A 17,178-nucleotide genomic window follows, 5' to 3' on the forward strand; every position below is an offset into this window, starting at 1 on the left:
CGTTGGGGGTATGGAGAGATCAGGGAGATGGGAGAAATAACCAATGCCCAGTCGCCAGTCCCCATTCCCTATTTTCAACGACTTCCGCTATTCTTAAGGCAGTTACCGAGTTAGCTACAGAACATTGAACCAGACTACATCCAAATCCAGTTTAGGAGAATGGAGTCAGCGGCTGCTGGCAGCGATTTTTCTGGGTGGGCAAGTACTAGTTCACCTATTGAAAGGCAAAATCCATCGGCGCAACACCTTGCAACAAATGGCAGCAGTTGGGCCAGATTCCCTATTTATTGCTCTATTAACGGCTATTTTTGTTGGCGCAGTGTTTACAATTCAGGTGGCGCGGGAATTTATCAACTTTGGCGCAGGAAACATTATCGGCGGAGTGCTTTCTGTCGCGTTGACACGAGAACTCGCTCCCGTGTTGACAGCAGTGGTTTTGGCGGGGCGAGTCGGTTCTGCCTTTGCAGCCGAAATCGGTACCATGCGGGTCACAGAACAAATCGATGCCATGTTGATGTTAAGAACAGATCCAATCGATTACCTGGTTATCCCCCGCGTCCTTGCTTGCTGTTTAATGCTACCAATTTTAACCCTCTTGTCTTTGGTAACAGGGATGTTCGGGGGATTAATAATTGCGATAAATATCTACAACCTGTCTGATACGGTATTTCTAGACTCAGCCCGTAACTTTCTTGGTATCTGGGATATTTTGAGCGCCATGATTAAGGCGTGTTGCTTTGGCATTTTAATCGCCGTAATTGGTTGCAGTTGGGGGTTGACGACAACAGGAGGAGCCAAAGGTGTAGGACAGTCAACCACAACTGCTGTTGTGACTGCCTTACTGATTATATTTGTTAGCAACTTCTTTCTTTCTTGGTTAATGTTTCAGGGGACTGGCAGTGCATTCTTGCAAGGCCAATAAAAGTAAGGAGTCAAAGCCGGAGACGCTCCGCCTCCGGTTAAGAGCAAAGCCAAAGACGCTCCGCCTCCGGTTAAGAGTTATGAGTTAAAACTCCTTACTCCTAACTCTTAAAATAGGAGAGATGCCTATTAATAAAGCAGGATTTAAGACTGTGACTAGTTCATTTGCTCCTAACTCCACATCAACTGTGGAACTTAAGCCTAGTTACAATATACCTATAGTGTTAGTGATTGCCGCCATTCCACTACTGTTGGTACAACCGTTGGTAGGTTCCGTTTTCACACTGTTTGGTTTGTTTCTCATGTTTCAGGCGTTAACGCTGCGTTTACAATTTACCGCCACCGACTTAGATATTTACAGAGGCGAAAAATTGATTCGGCGCTTTCCCTACCAGGAATGGCAAAACTGGCGGATATTTTGGAGTAGAGTCCCTATCCTGTTTTACTTTAAAGAAATTAAAAGCATTCACTTTTTGCCGATTTTATTTGACCCCAATACCTTGAAAAATTGCTTAGAACAACGTTGTCCACGTATTTAGTGCTGACATTGATTACCGATAAGGTTGCCCCAAGTTCTGGGGCAAAATCCCCAAGTCTAACCAAGCTTGATTTTGTGCAACTTCACAAATAATTGGTATGAGTACCATCTGTGCTGAGTCGTTTTGCTCTAGACTCATAACTCAGCACTCATGACTCAGGACTTTTATGGCAGGTCAATTGTAATATTTCTGAAAGCTATTTATTCGCGTCATAGGAATTACACTATTGTTTATGAACCCAGAGGAATCTCAAACCCCAGAACCAATTGATGAGCGGTTAGCAGAAAAACAAGAACAGAACAATGCAGTAGAACATCCAGTAAATCCATCTGTTGAGTTAGTGGTAGAAACAGCAGCCATTAGCTCATCACCAGACTATGCAACTTTTGAGCCACTCATCTCCAATGCAGAAGTGGTAGATTCTACAGTAGAGCTAACAGAAAATTCAAATGGCGAGTTTGTAGCGCAGTTAGAAGCGGGAAATGTCGGACTGGGGTCAAAAATCGGATCAGGAAATAATTCATTATATGCAGAGGCAGAGCAGCGAGTGGCAGAGTTGCAGAGCGCTGAAGCTGCCCTCAAGGAAGAAATAGCCAAGCTGCAAGCTTCTTACAAAAACCTTCAGTCACAAGTGACTGAAACTGAAACCTTACTGGGACGGCTCGTGCAAGAGTCACTGGTACAATTAGAACAACGCAAACAAGCGCTGCAAATTTCTGTAGAACAGCTAGAACGCCGTCAAGAACGTATCCGCAACGAGATGCGAACCACTTTTGCCGGAGCATCCCAAGACTTAGCAATTCGGGTGCAAGGTTTTAAAGACTATCTCACAGGTAGCTTACAGGATTTGGCCGCAGCCGCTGAACAGTTGCAACTGACACCAAGTGTGGTGGAACGAGAAAAACCATCTGTAAAAGAGGCTAAACCAGTTGAACCCCAACCTGGAACACCCCAATTTGCCCAACAGCAATTTCAAGATACTACAAAGCAAATTCGCCGCCTAATTGACCAATACCGCAACAAACCAGATTACTACGGGCCAGCATGGCAACTACGCCGTACCTTTGAACCAATCCACGCAGAACGAGTCTCCAACTGGTTTTTTACCCAAGGAGGACGGGGTGGTTTGCGGACAATGGGTAGCCGCTTACAGAATATCCTAATTGCCTCAGCCGCAATTTCGATATTACACAAGCTGTATGGCGATCGCGTCCGTACTTTAGTTTTAGCTAATACACCGGAGCGATTAGGTGAATGGCGGCGCGGCTTGCAAGACTGTCTAGGAATCGGTCGTCCAGATTTTGGCCCAGACCGAGGTGTGGTATTATTTGAGGCGTCTGATGCTCTAGCTCAGAAAGCAGACCGATTGACGAAGGCCAATCAACTGCCCTTAATTATAATTGACGATTCAGAGGAGCAAATCAGTTTGTCATTACTGCAATTTCCTCTGTGGTTAGCCTTTGCCCCTGACCCCAAAACCGTGAGAAACTATGATGATGACTTTTAATTAGTCAATAGTCCAGAGTTAAAAGCTATTTCTCTGGACTTTTTTGAATTTTGAATGAGTGAATTTTAAATTTTATTATGGCTATTTGGTTAACCGGATGTGGGGCAATTGTGGTCATAGCCTACCTGTTGGGTTCTTTTCCCACTGGGTACATTGCTGTGAAGCAGTTAAAAGGTATTGATATTCGGGAAGTTGGTTCAGGTTCCACTGGTGCAACTAATGTACTAAGAACCTTGGGGAAAGGGCCAGGAGCATTGGTTTTAGTACTTGATTCCTTAAAGGGAGTATTAGCGATCGCTCTGGTTTATTGGTTGTTTAATTTTGCACCTAGTCAAAATTTTATCCCCTCAACGGTAGATGCACAAGTGTGGCAACCCTGGTTGGTAACTTTAGTTGGGTTAGCTGCCATCCTGGGACATAGTAAATCGATTTTTTTGGGCTTTACGGGTGGTAAATCTGTTGCTATCAGCTTGGGAATTTTGTTGGCAATGAGCTGGCAGGTAGGTTTAGCAACAGCGGGTGTGTTTGCTGTCGTTGTGGCGATATCGCGGCTTGTCTCTTTGAGTTCAATTGCAGGTGCGATCACTGTTTCCATTTTCATGATACTTTTGCATCAACCGTTACCCTATGTTCTATTTGGGATTGCCGGTGGATTATATGTAATTTTGCGCCATCGCACTAATATTGAACGACTGCTTGCGGGAACGGAGCCAAAAATTGGGCAAAATGTAGAGACACCAGAACAAACTGCATAATTAACCAACCGCAAATAGATATATTTTTTGCCCCCATGCTTCAGCCAGGCTAGGCTTACGAATGAACGTTGCCTTTAATTAAACGGTGGAAAAGACGGCAAGGCCATAAAAAAGCTCCACAGATACTTACTGAGGCGATGGCGGCCACAACTCGCCAACTCGAACTAGGCCCAGTGGCAGAATCTGAAGGATGAGCTTGTGTACTTTTAGCTAGTTCTGGCACTGAATGAGATAACTGACTGGCTGTACTCACCCCTTCAATCGCTGCTCCAATTAGATAAGCTACCAGGGCAATTACTAGCCAGTGATTCATAATATTCCACTGTTTGAACTACGAGCGTATGCTTGGCAGTGAGCAATTATTTGATTTCTCGTGCTAATCATTGCCGCCTTGTCCGAAGGATAATCGACCTTCCGCTGTATCGCGAATCAGGGGCAGTTTAGATTTTATATAAGTATTGAGGGTGCTATCTGCCTGGGCATCAATCCCCTGTTTAACTTTTAACTGCTGGAGGAGCAATTGTACTAAAGCAGCATCGTCAAACTGGAGCAAGGTGCTGACCTGGGTAGATTCGATTACAGCCCAGAGCTGTTGCATCATTTTAGCAGTCACCATGAGTATGTAACCTCTTAAGCTTTTCTTTATATTTGCACGGATTTAGAATTTGTAGTTAGTTTTTATCTAAAGATTTATAAAGATGTAGGCTGAAAACGCCTGAATCAGTTAAGAGGGTTAAGTTATAGCATTTTTTAATTGATTGAACTACACCACTGTCTATTGTCTATCTTAAACCCTACTTTATAAAGAAAAAAACTGCTAAAAGACTTAGATTCTCCCTAACCCTCCTTTCTAAGGAGGGAATTAGAGCAAGGCTTTTGAAAAGCCACAATGCAGATATACGTAAGCATCAGCCCTTTTTGTAGAGGGAAACTTCAGTCGTTGTCGTCTGGTACTTTTGCTAGAAGTTTATTGTGAAACTCTCGCACAAGCTCCTTCCTGACCAGAAGGATCGGGAAAAATTGCTAAAGTGTGATATTCAGGGTTATCTTTTCCATATATCACTCGGAAAGTATACAACTTATTTTTACCTTGCGCTTCGGTAACAACTGTTAAAAGTGTATTGCTAGTAGGAGGAAGTCCAGGAATGTCCAGTTTTTTAATTCGTCTGAGTTGAATGACATTCGCTGTTGAGTTTTTACAATCTCCTCCGCTAGTATTAGGATCTTGACCAAACTGCATACATACCGGCCCATCAAAATCCATAGTTACCTGTGATGGATCGTTTAACCAAACTTTTTTAATTACTTCTCCAGCCGGAATAAAACTTAAGTTTGTTCCTTGTTGATACCAAACGTTGATAGTAGGTATTAATCCCCCTAAACCCTGTGCTTGGCAAGAAAATACGGAACGTAGAACAGCATTATTAGCTACAGCACGACCTACTAACAAGAACATAGCAACCGAGAAAATTAAGGAAGCTATAGGTAGGAAATAATAATTATTTGAGGTATTTCCTGACAAGTTAGTATTATTTTTCATGATTGCAAATGAGGTAGATTGGTAGATAGAATAAAGCAAGATGGGAAAGATGAAAGGAAAACTAATTACCAATTACCATTACCCAATCCAAAATTTAAAATTAGTATAAATCCTACCTTCTAAAACTGGGTTGCTTGATTAACGTATATTTCAATATTTGTACCGGCTGCCAAAAACCAAACATTAGTTTGTTGTGACATTTGGGCGATCGCCTGTTGATTACGTTGGGCAATCTGGGGAACTACAGAGTTCATACCACCTTCCAGAACCGCAGCTGCAAGATTGCGTCTGTTCTCAGTTTCACTAACAAGACCAGTGGAGGTGTTGGTGTTGGTACTGTTTGGGTCGTTTTCGGTAGGGTTGGAAGATGTTGATGTTATAGAATATGGCACGAGTTTGGTATCAGGGCGATTTATTAACTCTGCTGCTTTACCAATACCTCCCAAAACGAATAGTCCTGCATCCATCGATGCTATGGATGAACTTGAACTGGGATATTTATTTGCAATTAAAGGTTTACCTTGGGTACCGCGAAGAATAATTGCATTGTTGGGTAAGCTTTGTTCTGTAGGGTTGCCGTTATTTTGCGAGATAACTTTGACTACGTTCATCTGCAAAAGACCTTGTTCGGAAAGGGAACCAATTTCAGCGAGGAATTCGGTGTTTGCAGGTAGAGCGATCGAACCATCGGTAGATTTTAGTGGTTCTTTCAATCGGATCACAAATACGTTTTTCTGTTCACCTGTTTCATCACCACCGCCTGATTTAGTATTAGTTTCCCCAAATATCGCTGTTGCTAACACAGCTTTAGCACTACTTCCTACTGCTACAGATTTCTCTCCCTTCGCTTGCGCTTGGCTCACCACTGGAGCAGGAGTTTCCTGTTGTGGGGTTTGGTCAGGATTGGGGTTTGGTGTCTGTTCCTGCGGCTGCGTATTGTTTGCAGGTTCAGGAGCAGCTGCTATGTTATTAAGTTGATCAGTGACACTTACTTGACCGTAGCTACCTAACTTTGCTAACCTTGCCCACTCTTGTAATGGGGTTGGTGGAGGTGATGGAGTTATACTGACTACGGGTTGAGTGTTTGGCTTTACAACTGGTATCTGGGGTAATGGCAAAGGTTGAGAAGCAGGTACTTTAACGATGCGCTCAATTGTCACTGTCCGAGGTACGTATGTTGGTGCGGGTGTTGGGATCACTTTCTCTCTACGTCTGGAAGAAACTGACGGTTCTGCTTTTAAGGCTACTGTCGGCGTTGATTTGGCAATTCTGAGCTGTTGTTGGGCGGCTTTCACCATTTGTGCTTGTTCAGTCAGGGCTAATTTCGTTTTGAGAGTATCTACTTCGCCTTCTAGCTGTTGAGAGCTAGATTCATTAGTTGGCTGCGATGATACTTGTGGGGAAACAATATTTTTTGGCTTTGAATTGCTACTACTCATCAACTGGGACAAAAACACACCACCCACCAAAACTATCGCTAAGGTAGCAGCGCCTACCAAGCCTAACTTTGCAAAGGGATTAGATGAGAAGGCTTGCTTAGTCTGAACTTCTTGTGGTTGAGAAAGCGACTCTTGCGGCGTTGCAGAGTCTTCTGAACCTTGAGTATCGGTAGAAGATTCTTCTTCAAAGCCAACCAACCTTGACATCCGCGATTCCCAATCAAAAGATTCTACATCTTGTTGGTGAGCATCGGTGGTTAAAGTAAATTTATTTTGAGGAGGTGTTTCCGCAGGAATTGAGTATTTAGTCATGGTAAAGCTTGGTTGGGATTTCCAGAACAATTTTTATCTTTGATATCACATACATTATAAATTTCTAGTCTGGCTTCACCAAGACGGTAAGCTGCGAACTGCAATGGTAGTGCTGCATTTGGTAGAGAAGTTGCGGGTTCATCTATTGCTCTAACTAAAATTTGTTTATTAAATGAAGTTGATTTTCCCAACCTATCATAACCGCTAAAAACTAGTTGATTAGCAAACATCTCCACTTTCCACTGTCCATCACCTATTTTTGTAGGTTGAGAGATTTTTTGAATTACTAATACATTTTCTGCTCCTCTATTAACATTTTCAAATTGGCTATCTAGATTTAAATTGGTAATTTCTGACTTAAGTTTTTGTTTAAAATTATCAGCTACCAGTTGGGAGGTAATTTCCCAGACTTGCGTTGGCAGCTGTTGATCTGACCAAGTAAGCATTAAGCTCATAGTTTCACCCGCAAACCGCCGAATCGCCTCTGGCTGTCGCTCTAAATTTGGTTGGGGGTTTACGGTTATAGTGCGACCATCAACAAGCTGCACTAAACTTTGAGGTGTGAGTTGACGACCTAGTTGCTGTAACATAGACCCGTTAAATAGTAGTAAAAGCAGGGTAAATACATTTAACCCAAATGTTCCTACTGCTAACAGAGGCAATGGGTTATTTTTCCTATTTTCTGGTTTAAGTATTTGCATTTATATTTATATAAAATTAGTGAATTAGAAATCTATAGGTCTTATTTGATTTTTTAAAAAACTCTGTACAACTCGAAAAGGCTGATTCCCTACTCCCCAGTACAGACGCGATTAATCGCGTCTCTCCCTACCTACTCATCTGATAAAGCTATCAGATGTTTGTCCAGCGCCGCATTGTGTAAATTTATCATTGTTGAGGCCGTTGTTGCCATCTAGCAAACATAAGTTCCGAATTTCATAAATTTCTAATCTATCAGCGCGGACACTATAAATTGCTTTTTGCAAGTCTGTCCCATTGTCGCCTTGGGGATTACCAAAATAATCTGCTGCACGTACAAGTAAATCTTTGTTAAAAGGAGTTATGAGTCTTGCACCACCAACTCGGTTTTTTTGAATTAAGTCGGCTACCATACCCACTCGCCACTTTCCTGGTGCAATTTGTTTTGGCGGATAAACCCGCTTAATAACTAATTGTGACGTCATAGCTAGGCTGGGATTTTCAGAGAAAACTTCTGGCGGTGTCATTTCTGCAACTGTGCTTAAGAAACCTTTGCGAAAGTCTTCGGACAAGGCAAAACTAGCTATCCAACTGCTGGTACTAACTTTTTGGCTACTCGCTTGAGGTGTTTGAATAAGAACTCCTAAATCTGGTTTGGGGTTTGCAACTTCTTCGATATTTTGTGGTGGCAAGGTTCCAGACCAGCTAAACATTGATATCATCGTTTTACTGATGAATTGGCGAATTGCTTCTGGATCTCTTACTAAATCATCGATATTACCTACTGGTTTACCGTCTATTAATTGTACAAAGTTGGGAGGTTTTCTCAGACTGAGTTGGCGAATATTTAGCCCTTGTAATAAGAATAAAAATAAAACTAATATATGTAAACTGAAGGTTGCGATCGCAAAAATTGTTAAAACACTTACCGTTATTTGTCTTTTTTCTAGTAAACTCACCATTTACTTATCTCCTACTGCAAAAAACTTCAGATATTATATATGATGATTTACATTTAGTCAGCAGTCAGGACACTTGCTAATATCAGATTTTTTTTAATTTTGAATTTATTATATCCTTTCCTTTACTAAAGAAGCCGTATTGCTAATCGCACTGAAGACTGCAAAACCGCCAGCAGCAGCCACAAGTAACGATAAAATTGGTGCTAAAATTCCCAGAAAAATTATGAACCACATTAAGTCTGGATCAGCATTAGCATTTTGGCCCGGTCCATTTACAATAACTGTGGCAGTTAGCACAGCAATAATATTAAATGAAATCTTGGCGATTCCAATAGATAAAAATCCGGTCACCCATGCAAAAATTGGTTTACCAGCTACAGGCAGTAAAGACCCACCTACGGCTATTGGGCCTAAAACCGCTATCAGCAACATAGTAGCTTCTATCAAATTTTGGAAGGCATATTGTAAGGAAACTAAAAAGTTTTTGATGCTTGTTTGAACTGTAGAACCTAACAAAGAATTAAATGAGATTTCTGATATAAAGCCTTTGTTATATCTAATATTATCTAACTTAGTTTGTAGCCTATTTATCCAAATTTTCCTTCCGTATGTATTTCTATATTTCTGCAAGAGAATGTTGACTTTATCGGCAGCGCTGACAAAGCATTGATTTTGTTGAGCGCCAATTAGCGATTGGCAAGGACGCAGAAAAGAACCAGTTACTTCTTCGGCAATACTCATATTCAGTGCTTGTTGGTACATTTTACCCGCATCTGCTGATACCACTACTTGCTGATTCACAGTGTTTAAAAAATCCCTGACTCCCAGTGTCAGATTGGAAAGCATACTTCCCTTACCTGAATTACTTAAGAGGATCACCACCACAAAAGGCCAGATTAAAGCTGATATTGGCCGACTATATTCGTAGGATATTAAGTCTTTGAGGAATTGTATCATAAAAAATAACAGGGTTCCTACTGCAAAAAAAATACCCAGATTTGTCAGCGCTCCATACAAGTTATTAGTGGTATTATTTTGTAATAAATCCAGCCATTGTTTATTCCAACCATCAGCAATACTTAGAGAAGTTGCCGTACCATTATTAAGAACCTCATCAATGCCTACTTGGGCACCTACTTGGGCAAAAATTAGTTGAATAGCAAGTTGCATTTTGATTTGATGGGCTGTTTTTTTTATATTTCGTAGGGTGCGTTAGGAACGTAACGCACCATCCAAAATGCTTTCGGTGCGTTAGGCTGTCGTTAAAGCACCCTACCAAACCGTTTTTTGAAATTTGCTGTTGGTTTGTAAAAAGTTTAAGAATTTTAAAAATTGTATGGAAATTAGAGTTTTTTTATCCTAAAATTCTACTTCACAACTTTTCTGCCAAACAAATCTAGTTGAGAAGTAGCTCGTAAAAGTCGCGCCGCTTCTGTAGATGTATCTACTCTCCGAGCGCGATTCGCCTCTTCTGCCTGCTGAGAAATATTTGCTAAATTTAAATTAGAATATTGTAAAGACTGATTCGTTTGTATTGTCTGAGCAAATGTTTCACCTATAATTGCTGATTGTGCCTGTTGAATCTTAATAGTTTGCAAGTTATTTTCATTTAGGATTTTTCCTAACTCTGATAAACCCGAAAGAGTCGCCCCTACACCCGTCGCATCTAGTACAGATTGCTTTATTCCCCTACTTAAATTATCAAATCTAACACTATCTAGGTTTTTCCCTGCCCCCGCCGTATCGCTAATTGCGTCAATATCTTTTAGTGTATTTTCAGTATTTTCTAACTTTACTTGTGTCCGATTTTGTCCATCTTTACCAAGAATAGCTTCCGCTGCTCCACGAGTAATAAAACGATTGAGTTCATTACTAACTAAATTTGCCCGTACTGCTACATTATTTTCAAAGCGGCTTGCATTAGATTGTGAACGATAAGATTCGTTGATAATGTTATCACGAACCTTTTGTCCCGCATCGACGGGGTTGGGTATCTTCAATTCTGTATCTCCCTTGGCACTATCAAGAGCATTTCGACTTTGTGTTTCTACAGGGTTTAAGTTTTCGCTCAGATTATTTTGAAAGTATTTTCCCATATCTGTGGAATATAATTTAAAATTAGTCCAAACCTCGCCTAATCCCGAGCCAAGTTGAACTTGTGCCATTGCTGGTAAGATTGCCAGGGATAGCAACGTCAGAGTAAAAATGGTAGTTTTTCGCATACATCTGTGCCTGAAAAAGGTAGACGAAATTAAGCAATAAGTTAAAAAGCTAAATTTTTAACTATGATTTACAACTTTTTGAATCACTGTTAACTGCTTACATAACCTGATTAACTACTACGTAAAGTAGCCACTAACTGACGTGCAAATGCAGAAATTGCTTCATATTTATCGCTATGAAGTTGCATCATTTTACTGCGTGCAGTTTGTTCAGAGGGGTTATTAGCAACTGCTGCCAATTGTTCGTAACCTGGATAGTAACGGCAGAATGTATAAATACCGTTATCATCTAGCAGCCATTGGCTATAAACGCCTTCTTTGCGGGGAAAAAAGCTTTCTGAAGCATTACGAGAAATAACTTGGCGGGGATACTTTAAGATATCTGCAAAACTATCCACTGCAACTGGCTGAATGCGTCCAATCAATCGTGTTGTCAGGTTTTGCAAAATTTTAGATGCAGCTTTAGATTTGGCAATGGTATCAGGATCTTGTCCTGATAAAATGACTCTAATGCCGGCTTTAGCACCGTTGGCACAAATTCTGCCAACTAAGTCGGAAATTTGCTCGAATTCAAATAGAATTGGTGCTTCATCAATGAAGAATATAGAAGCTGGGCTGCTGAGTGCGCGTCGTAGTGCTGCTGAATAGGCACTCAAAGATAGTACGGCTGCATCTTCACTATCTGATAGGTTTCTGAGAGCAAAAACTAAAAGTTGTGCATCGGTAGGAAAGCTGGATGGTGCAGAAATAGCTTGTCCCACGCGGCTAGAAAGCCAAAACCGCAAGCGCAGCTGAATTTGACTGAGGGCGTCTTCTACTCTGCCAGTTAAAGAACTTAGCTGCAAGTGTTCTGATGAACAGAAAAACAGAAAATCTTTTAAGGTAGGAGTTTTCAGCCAAGCCTGAGTGCCAAATCCCCCTGCCATTGCCTGTATATATCGCTCTTTTATGCCCTGATCAGCAAAGAAAGCTTCTAATGCTAAGTTGAGCAGCGATCGCACGGTTTGCGATAAAATTTGACTTTCAGTCGATGATCCTAAAACCATTGTCATTAAAGCTGATTCTAGGAAGGCGGTATAATCGTTAAAGCGATCGCGCTGTTGTTCTGGTTCTAGCGATCGTAAGTCTGGCTGTTCAAATAAGTTATTCGATTGTTTAGAGATATCAAAATAGGCTCCATTCCCCTCCATAAACTCTGTATAATCAGTGAAAGTAGATGTGCCATCGGGTTTAGGGAAATCTAAAGCCACTACAGGAATGCCATGCGCCAAAGCCTGAGTTAAAATCCCTGACACCAACACCGATTTACCAGCACGAGTTGTGGCAAACAAAGCTAAATTTTTGTGTTGATTAAATAAATCTAAATGTACAGGTGTTCCGCCTTCTTCAGCAATCAACTCAAAGCCTTGTCTATCACCCTGTTTAGTTAAAACTAAAGGCATTAATCCAGGAACTTCACTTGTTAAATATAGCTGGCGACGGTTGAAGGGTGTTGCCAACAAGCCTTCCCAAACTATTGGTAGAGTTTGCAGCCAAATTTTCCAGGCATACTCAGTTTCCCTAATTACCCTTGCTGGACGTTGAAAACAGTTTTCAATATATCTTGTTGCCTCATCTAATTTCTCGACAGTTGGACGATGTACCAAAATAACGATACTCGTATAAATCGGGACTGCACCTTCAAATAATTGTTCTTGTGCTGCTACCGATTTCTTCAACTTTAATTGTGCGTTGACATCAATAGTTTTGCTTTTTTCTTGAGCCATGATTGTTGTCATGTTGGACTGCTTCAAGACTCGTTGCAAAGTAGTTTTCACCAATGCCGGATTTGCCGCTGTTAACTCACAAAAAATCTCTGTATCTACTACTCTTTCTCTGGCCAACAGTTCCCATAAATAGCGCAGTTGAGCAGACTTATTTGGCCAACCTCCGGGTTTTTCCAGAAATGACAGTGCGCCAATATAACGATTGTTAACATTAACCCAGCGGCGATCAGCACAAGGTACGCTAGACTCCATCAGCAAAGTTGTGCCGTGGATATTGTCTATAAGCAATTTAGTACTAGCTAAATCTGAATTAACTTGCTCATGCAGTCCTTGTTCATCTAAAGTCATCAACTGGGGAATCTCTATTGGCTCTGTATCATTAAACCTTTTCCATATCTCCTTCCAGAGTTCAACAGCTGTCAAAGGCTTGACATCCAATCCCATTTGGTTAGATAAAGTTTGTTCCCAGCGGAGAAAACCCTGTTTATAAGCATTTGTGATCAGTGTTTCAATGCGTTGGTTTTCTACTTCTGAGAGATCCCCTTTGAATTTCAACCACCATGATTCAGCTTTGACTAAAAGTTTCTCTATCCAATCGTCTGCATGTTGCGAGTTAGATTCAATCGTGTAAGTGACGTAAATTCGTAAAAATTTCGGCTTCCGAACACCAGAAATAGTAAGTTCTTTGACTCTGGCTCTTTCTGCCATCAACAAATATTTGATATCTCGTGATGGCGCATTTCTGATTAGCGATACTAATTCTTTTTGGCGCTCTTTATCGGAACTAAAAGATCCCAAATGCAGTGTCATTCTTTCACCGCTAGGAATATCTTTCAATCCGGCTTCAATGTTATTAAAAAGTGTATCGATTTGTTCGGGTCTTAAAGTGGTATGAATTCCCTTACAGTCAAAACCAAAAACAAAGCAAAACCGATCTCTTTGAGTGCCTTTTGTCAAAAGATAAGCGCCAATATCACGTCCATTCATTGCTACACGTAGCATTGTCGCCAAGTGTAAGGCATCTTCAAATGGTGTTAATCTACTTTCATTTCCGGCGATGCCGACGCTTTGTTTTCCGATTTTTTGCTTCATGGTTAACTTCCAATAAGCTTTGATAACGAGCAAAGCCTCTTGTCCAAGCGGGAACGCCAATAAATTTACTTAAAAAACTCCAACTCCTACCACCAGTTAAAATCCACCAAGTTCCTATTCCCCAACCAGTCATTAGTATTGTCCACAACCACTTTTGAAACTCTTCTTGGAAAATACCACCAAAAATTCCATTGATAATAAAGTAGGAGGCTAGGGCAATTACCGTCCAAGGAAGAATTTGATCGGCAGGGATTGGCCCTAACGAAGGTTGACTTCCTAGAACCTGATTGACTGGACGAAAATCTTGTTCCCGCTCTTGTTGAGACATTTGAAATATCTGAATTATTTACTGCCCTTGTGGACCAATTACAAAGCGTGTGAGTACATCAGCAATGGTAACAGCAACAACGACTAATAGGGGAGTTCTGGCAATGCTTTGCCAATCTTCATCTTTACGCACTGCGTTAATCACACCAACCAGAGAAATTGCAATATAAAGTAAGTAAATCGCCCGCAACACATTAAATATCAAACTTATTGCTGTCTCACTACCACCACCAGCTGCTTGTGCTCCACCCAAGTTTCTTTTGAAAAACTTTTCAGCTTCCCCAAAAAACTGTGCTTGTGCAGGGGCTGCAAACCAGTCTAACCAATACAAACTCAGAATGATTGCTGCTGCTAAAATTTGTAATAATATTAGCGATCGCCTTGGTAAATTCACCTGCTGCCCAATTTGCTGGGTAATGACTGCAATTAAACTACCAACTAGTAAACAAAAAAGCAGGATAGGACTTTTTAGGCTGATAACGCTTATAAATACAGCACAAGCAATCAAAAAAGGTATAGATTCAACCAGAATAATCAAGCTGGATTCAAGTCCCAGTTTTAACTTCTGAGATCCTTTGACAGCGCTACCAGTTAAAGCTTTGAAAAAGTTTCTCTTGTGAGAACTTTGTCTAGACATTTGCTAATTTTCCTATAATGTACTTGAGTGTTGGTTGTCTAAAATTTTACAATTATTTCCAATTTAACATGATTGAATACTTAATTTTTCCTCAACTTATAAAGTTTAGCAAAGTTCTATACTATACATAAATTCATATTAAGTTAAGTTAAGAAAGCATTAATATTTATTTAATAAGTATGAAGCTACGAGCGTCACCCGTAGGGCTTGCCGCCAGGCATCGCTAATTCCCTAACAAATCTGACTTCATCGTTTAAGCTCGTTAAAACTCGTTATTATCTCACCAAAGTCATACAATAGCGATAGTTATAGGTTTTATAGAAAAACCTTCTATTCCTCCAAGCAACCGCTTTGTAAGATATTATCCTCATAGTAGGATGTACTACTAACCCAGGTTGCCAGTTATTGATTCAGGCGATCGCAACAAGATCATTTAAGGAATAAAATCCCCTCCAGAGAAAAATTAGAAGGGATTTATGTTGAATTAAATTATTACCACCTATGCTATCACTGATCACTTCTTAAAGCCGATTGGGCATTATTAGGCATTTCATATGATGTCTGGCAAATTACTTATGATTCATGCAAAGCAGCCTTTCCCCTAGTAGGGAAACTCGGTGCCTCTACGAAGTGGGGATTAGAGGTAGGGAGCCTGTAGCTTTAGCTATAGGCAAGATGAGATTCTCTTAATTATGGGCAATTAAACGGAGATGATCTCAGAAAAATTATGTATAAATTATTATAACGGCATTGATTGCACCAAATTTATTTCCATTTTAGGAAATTTAGTTTCTCCCACTGTTTATAATTACTTTCAGATAGCTACGCTTCCCTGACTATCTGAAAGTAATTAATCAACATTTTTCAAATCTACGTTTTACTTTTTATTTTACACGCAGATTATCTTCAGGCTAAGGTGTAAATTTAAATACAGTTCCTTTACCAGAAGTGCCACCAGCAGAGGCAGTACCGTAATAATCAGTGCCGACCGAAATTAGCGTGGACTCTGGCGTTGCCCCATTAGTGGTATTAAAACTAATCAACTGGGTGATAGTTGAAGTAGTTCCAACATTCAATCGATAGACAACTCCTTTGTTATTTGCCCCGCCAGTAGAAGCTGTGCCATAGAAGATACCACTGCTTGCTCCTGGTGTAAGCGCAGCCTTTGGGTTGGCTCCATTAGCGCCATTAAAACTGGCAACTAAAACGGGTGCACCGATAGGATTGGTGGCTGTTCCAATTGGAACTTTGAATATAGCACCTACATTGCTGGCTCCACCTAACCTAGTAGTGCCGTAGAGGAATCCGCTAGATACAATTAATCCAGCCTCTGGACTTGCCCCATTAGCGCCAGTAAAGCTAGAAAAACTATACCTAGTAGCAATAGGATTAGCAGGAGTGTACTTGAATACAACTCCCTTATTACTTGCTCCACCTAAAGAGGCAGTGCCATAGTAGCTTCCATTGGTAGTCACCAGTTGCAATCTTGCTAATGGGGTTGCTCCATTAGTACCGGTGAAACTTATTGTGGTGACTGGACTGCCACCCAGCGGAACATTGAATATAGTTCCTTTATTACTGGCCCCACCTGCCGAGGTTGTCCCCCACAAAACATTGCCAGTGCTATCCGCAATCAGTCGACCTGCTGGGTTAGCTCCATTACTGATGCCAGTAAAATTCACAAGAGTTGTCAGACCTGTAAAAGCTGGTGATGCCAAGCTAAACAATGTACCGAGGTTACTTGCGCCACCTGTAAAGGTCGCCCCATATAAATTGCCATTGCTTGCCTGGAATAATCTAGCTATTGGATTAGTTCCTCTGTTGGGTAGGGCTGTTCCCGTAAAGTTGATCAATGTGGTCAAAGTACTGAAACCGGCACCACTCAACTTGAATGCACTTCCGTTGTTAGATGAGCCACCAGCAGAAGTGGTTCCATAAAGATTGAGATCCTTACCCTGAAATACACCAGCTCTTGGCGCAGCTCCATTAGCACCGTTGAAATTTGCAACAGTAGTCAATGATGCAGCAATAGCTTGATGCAAAGGCAATACCAATGGAGAAGCCAAAACAGCCAGGGAAGTTAAAATTGATACCCTGTTTTTGTTTTGACGTTGTTTGTACAGATTAGTCTTGTTCATTTAAAACCTAGAAAAAATTTGATGAGACTGGATATAGCGCTTAAGTCAATAACGTAAAATTGACCTCGTTGATGACTTCGTTTAGTAGCATAAATAACTATTTTTTTTTTAGATGTCGTGATCAACACAAAAAATTGGAAAAAACCCTAAATTTTGACAAAATAAAGCTTTTTTATTACTTTGATGAGAGGATAATCTCAAATGCTTTTAAAACAATACTTTTACGAAAGATATTTAATGATTACTCCAATTGGTATAATAGCCAAGCGATCGCTTGGCTATTAAATTAACCCCTCGTCAAATTAAAGGTGTCCAAGACAGA

The 17,178-nt window shown here is 40.7% G+C and carries 17 protein-coding genes; 4 read left to right on the forward strand and 13 right to left on the reverse strand.

Annotation, left to right across the window (positions count from 1 at the left end; translation table 11 throughout):
- Positions 1 to 124 precede the first annotated feature (124 nt).
- Complete coding sequence (locus V7K40_RS09910; RefSeq protein ID WP_273766268.1) at positions 125 to 922, forward strand: MlaE family lipid ABC transporter permease subunit; 798 nt, start codon at positions 125 to 127, stop codon at positions 920 to 922.
- Between the two features lie 121 nt (positions 923 to 1,043).
- Positions 1,044 to 1,460, forward strand: coding sequence for a DUF3119 family protein (locus V7K40_RS09915; protein WP_334959001.1), 417 nt, complete (start codon positions 1,044 to 1,046; stop codon positions 1,458 to 1,460).
- Between the two features lie 12 nt (positions 1,461 to 1,472).
- Here the strand turns inward: V7K40_RS09915 and V7K40_RS09920 are convergent, their stop codons facing one another.
- Entirely contained in the window at positions 1,473 to 1,598 is a 126-nt protein-coding gene (locus V7K40_RS09920; RefSeq protein WP_334959003.1) for a hypothetical protein, read from the reverse strand.
- A 94-nt stretch (positions 1,599 to 1,692) separates the two neighbouring features.
- On the opposite strand from V7K40_RS09920, the gene V7K40_RS09925 reads away from it, so the two are divergent.
- Positions 1,693 to 2,967 (forward strand): DUF3086 domain-containing protein, encoded by a 1,275-nt coding sequence (locus V7K40_RS09925; protein ID WP_334959005.1) that lies wholly within the window; start codon positions 1,693 to 1,695, stop codon positions 2,965 to 2,967.
- Positions 2,968 to 3,044: 77 nt separating this feature from the next.
- Positions 3,045 to 3,722, forward strand: coding sequence for a glycerol-3-phosphate 1-O-acyltransferase PlsY (gene plsY, locus V7K40_RS09930; RefSeq protein WP_334959007.1), 678 nt, complete (start codon positions 3,045 to 3,047; stop codon positions 3,720 to 3,722).
- Between the two features lie 55 nt (positions 3,723 to 3,777).
- On the opposite strand, the gene V7K40_RS09935 is transcribed toward plsY, so the two are convergent.
- The 12 genes from V7K40_RS09935 to V7K40_RS09990 form a co-directional block, all read right to left on the reverse strand.
- A complete protein-coding gene (locus V7K40_RS09935) occupies positions 3,778 to 4,035 on the reverse strand; it encodes a hypothetical protein (protein WP_334959010.1) in 258 nt (85 codons plus the stop codon).
- A gap of 63 nt (positions 4,036 to 4,098) precedes the next feature.
- Complete coding sequence (locus tag V7K40_RS09940; RefSeq protein WP_334725213.1) at positions 4,099 to 4,338, reverse strand: hypothetical protein; 240 nt, start codon at positions 4,336 to 4,338, stop codon at positions 4,099 to 4,101.
- A gap of 351 nt (positions 4,339 to 4,689) precedes the next feature.
- Positions 4,690 to 5,262 (reverse strand): hypothetical protein, encoded by a 573-nt coding sequence (locus V7K40_RS09945; protein ID WP_334959012.1) that lies wholly within the window; start codon positions 5,260 to 5,262, stop codon positions 4,690 to 4,692.
- A 119-nt stretch (positions 5,263 to 5,381) separates the two neighbouring features.
- Complete coding sequence (locus V7K40_RS09950) at positions 5,382 to 7,013, reverse strand: hypothetical protein (RefSeq protein WP_334959013.1); 1,632 nt, start codon at positions 7,011 to 7,013, stop codon at positions 5,382 to 5,384.
- Positions 7,010 to 7,714: a hypothetical protein gene (locus V7K40_RS09955; protein WP_334959015.1), complete on the reverse strand. Its 705-nt coding sequence runs from the start codon at positions 7,712 to 7,714 to the stop codon at positions 7,010 to 7,012. The genes V7K40_RS09950 and V7K40_RS09955 overlap by 4 nt, the downstream gene beginning before the upstream one ends.
- Before the next feature lie 135 nt (positions 7,715 to 7,849).
- Positions 7,850 to 8,674, reverse strand: a complete 825-nt coding sequence (locus V7K40_RS09960; protein WP_334959017.1) for a hypothetical protein — start codon at positions 8,672 to 8,674, stop codon at positions 7,850 to 7,852.
- Between the two features lie 108 nt (positions 8,675 to 8,782).
- Positions 8,783 to 9,844: a hypothetical protein gene (locus V7K40_RS09965; RefSeq protein ID WP_334959019.1), complete on the reverse strand. Its 1,062-nt coding sequence runs from the start codon at positions 9,842 to 9,844 to the stop codon at positions 8,783 to 8,785.
- A 197-nt stretch (positions 9,845 to 10,041) separates the two neighbouring features.
- Positions 10,042 to 10,896 (reverse strand): hypothetical protein, encoded by an 855-nt coding sequence (locus tag V7K40_RS09970; protein WP_334959021.1) that lies wholly within the window; start codon positions 10,894 to 10,896, stop codon positions 10,042 to 10,044.
- A 110-nt stretch (positions 10,897 to 11,006) separates the two neighbouring features.
- Positions 11,007 to 13,754, reverse strand: a complete 2,748-nt coding sequence (locus V7K40_RS09975) for a hypothetical protein (RefSeq protein ID WP_334959023.1) — start codon at positions 13,752 to 13,754, stop codon at positions 11,007 to 11,009.
- Entirely contained in the window at positions 13,708 to 14,082 is a 375-nt protein-coding gene (locus V7K40_RS09980) for a hypothetical protein (protein ID WP_334959025.1), read from the reverse strand. Before V7K40_RS09980 ends, V7K40_RS09975 begins: the two co-directional genes overlap by 47 nt.
- Positions 14,083 to 14,100: 18 nt before the next feature.
- Positions 14,101 to 14,718, reverse strand: coding sequence for a hypothetical protein (locus V7K40_RS09985; RefSeq protein WP_334959027.1), 618 nt, complete (start codon positions 14,716 to 14,718; stop codon positions 14,101 to 14,103).
- A 911-nt stretch (positions 14,719 to 15,629) separates the two neighbouring features.
- Positions 15,630 to 16,856, reverse strand: coding sequence for a choice-of-anchor tandem repeat GloVer-containing protein (locus tag V7K40_RS09990; RefSeq protein WP_334959029.1), 1,227 nt, complete (start codon positions 16,854 to 16,856; stop codon positions 15,630 to 15,632).
- Between the last annotated feature and the right edge of the window lie 322 nt (positions 16,857 to 17,178).

The organism is Nostoc sp. (assembly GCF_036917195.1).
Classification (GTDB): domain Bacteria; phylum Cyanobacteriota; class Cyanobacteriia; order Cyanobacteriales; family Nostocaceae; genus Nostoc.

Coding starts and splice junctions, on each gene's coding strand:
- V7K40_RS09935 (WP_334959010.1), bottom strand. CDS start 4,035: ATGAATCACTGGCTAGTAATTGCCCTGGTAGCTTATCTAATTGGAGCA.
- V7K40_RS09985 (WP_334959027.1), bottom strand. CDS start 14,718: ATGTCTAGACAAAGTTCTCACAAGAGAAACTTTTTCAAAGCTTTAACT.
- V7K40_RS09975 (WP_334959023.1), bottom strand. CDS start 13,754: ATGAAGCAAAAAATCGGAAAACAAAGCGTCGGCATCGCCGGAAATGAA.
- plsY (WP_334959007.1), top strand. CDS start 3,045: ATGGCTATTTGGTTAACCGGATGTGGGGCAATTGTGGTCATAGCCTAC.
- V7K40_RS09940 (WP_334725213.1), bottom strand. CDS start 4,338: ATGGTGACTGCTAAAATGATGCAACAGCTCTGGGCTGTAATCGAATCT.
- V7K40_RS09950 (WP_334959013.1), bottom strand. CDS start 7,013: ATGACTAAATACTCAATTCCTGCGGAAACACCTCCTCAAAATAAATTT.
- V7K40_RS09965 (WP_334959019.1), bottom strand. CDS start 9,844: ATGCAACTTGCTATTCAACTAATTTTTGCCCAAGTAGGTGCCCAAGTA.
- V7K40_RS09980 (WP_334959025.1), bottom strand. CDS start 14,082: ATGTCTCAACAAGAGCGGGAACAAGATTTTCGTCCAGTCAATCAGGTT.
- V7K40_RS09990 (WP_334959029.1), bottom strand. CDS start 16,856: ATGAACAAGACTAATCTGTACAAACAACGTCAAAACAAAAACAGGGTA.
- V7K40_RS09915 (WP_334959001.1), top strand. CDS start 1,044: ATGCCTATTAATAAAGCAGGATTTAAGACTGTGACTAGTTCATTTGCT.
- V7K40_RS09960 (WP_334959017.1), bottom strand. CDS start 8,674: ATGGTGAGTTTACTAGAAAAAAGACAAATAACGGTAAGTGTTTTAACA.
- V7K40_RS09945 (WP_334959012.1), bottom strand. CDS start 5,262: ATGAAAAATAATACTAACTTGTCAGGAAATACCTCAAATAATTATTAT.
- V7K40_RS09955 (WP_334959015.1), bottom strand. CDS start 7,714: ATGCAAATACTTAAACCAGAAAATAGGAAAAATAACCCATTGCCTCTG.
- V7K40_RS09920 (WP_334959003.1), bottom strand. CDS start 1,598: ATGAGTCTAGAGCAAAACGACTCAGCACAGATGGTACTCATACCAATT.
- V7K40_RS09925 (WP_334959005.1), top strand. CDS start 1,693: ATGAACCCAGAGGAATCTCAAACCCCAGAACCAATTGATGAGCGGTTA.
- V7K40_RS09970 (WP_334959021.1), bottom strand. CDS start 10,896: ATGCGAAAAACTACCATTTTTACTCTGACGTTGCTATCCCTGGCAATC.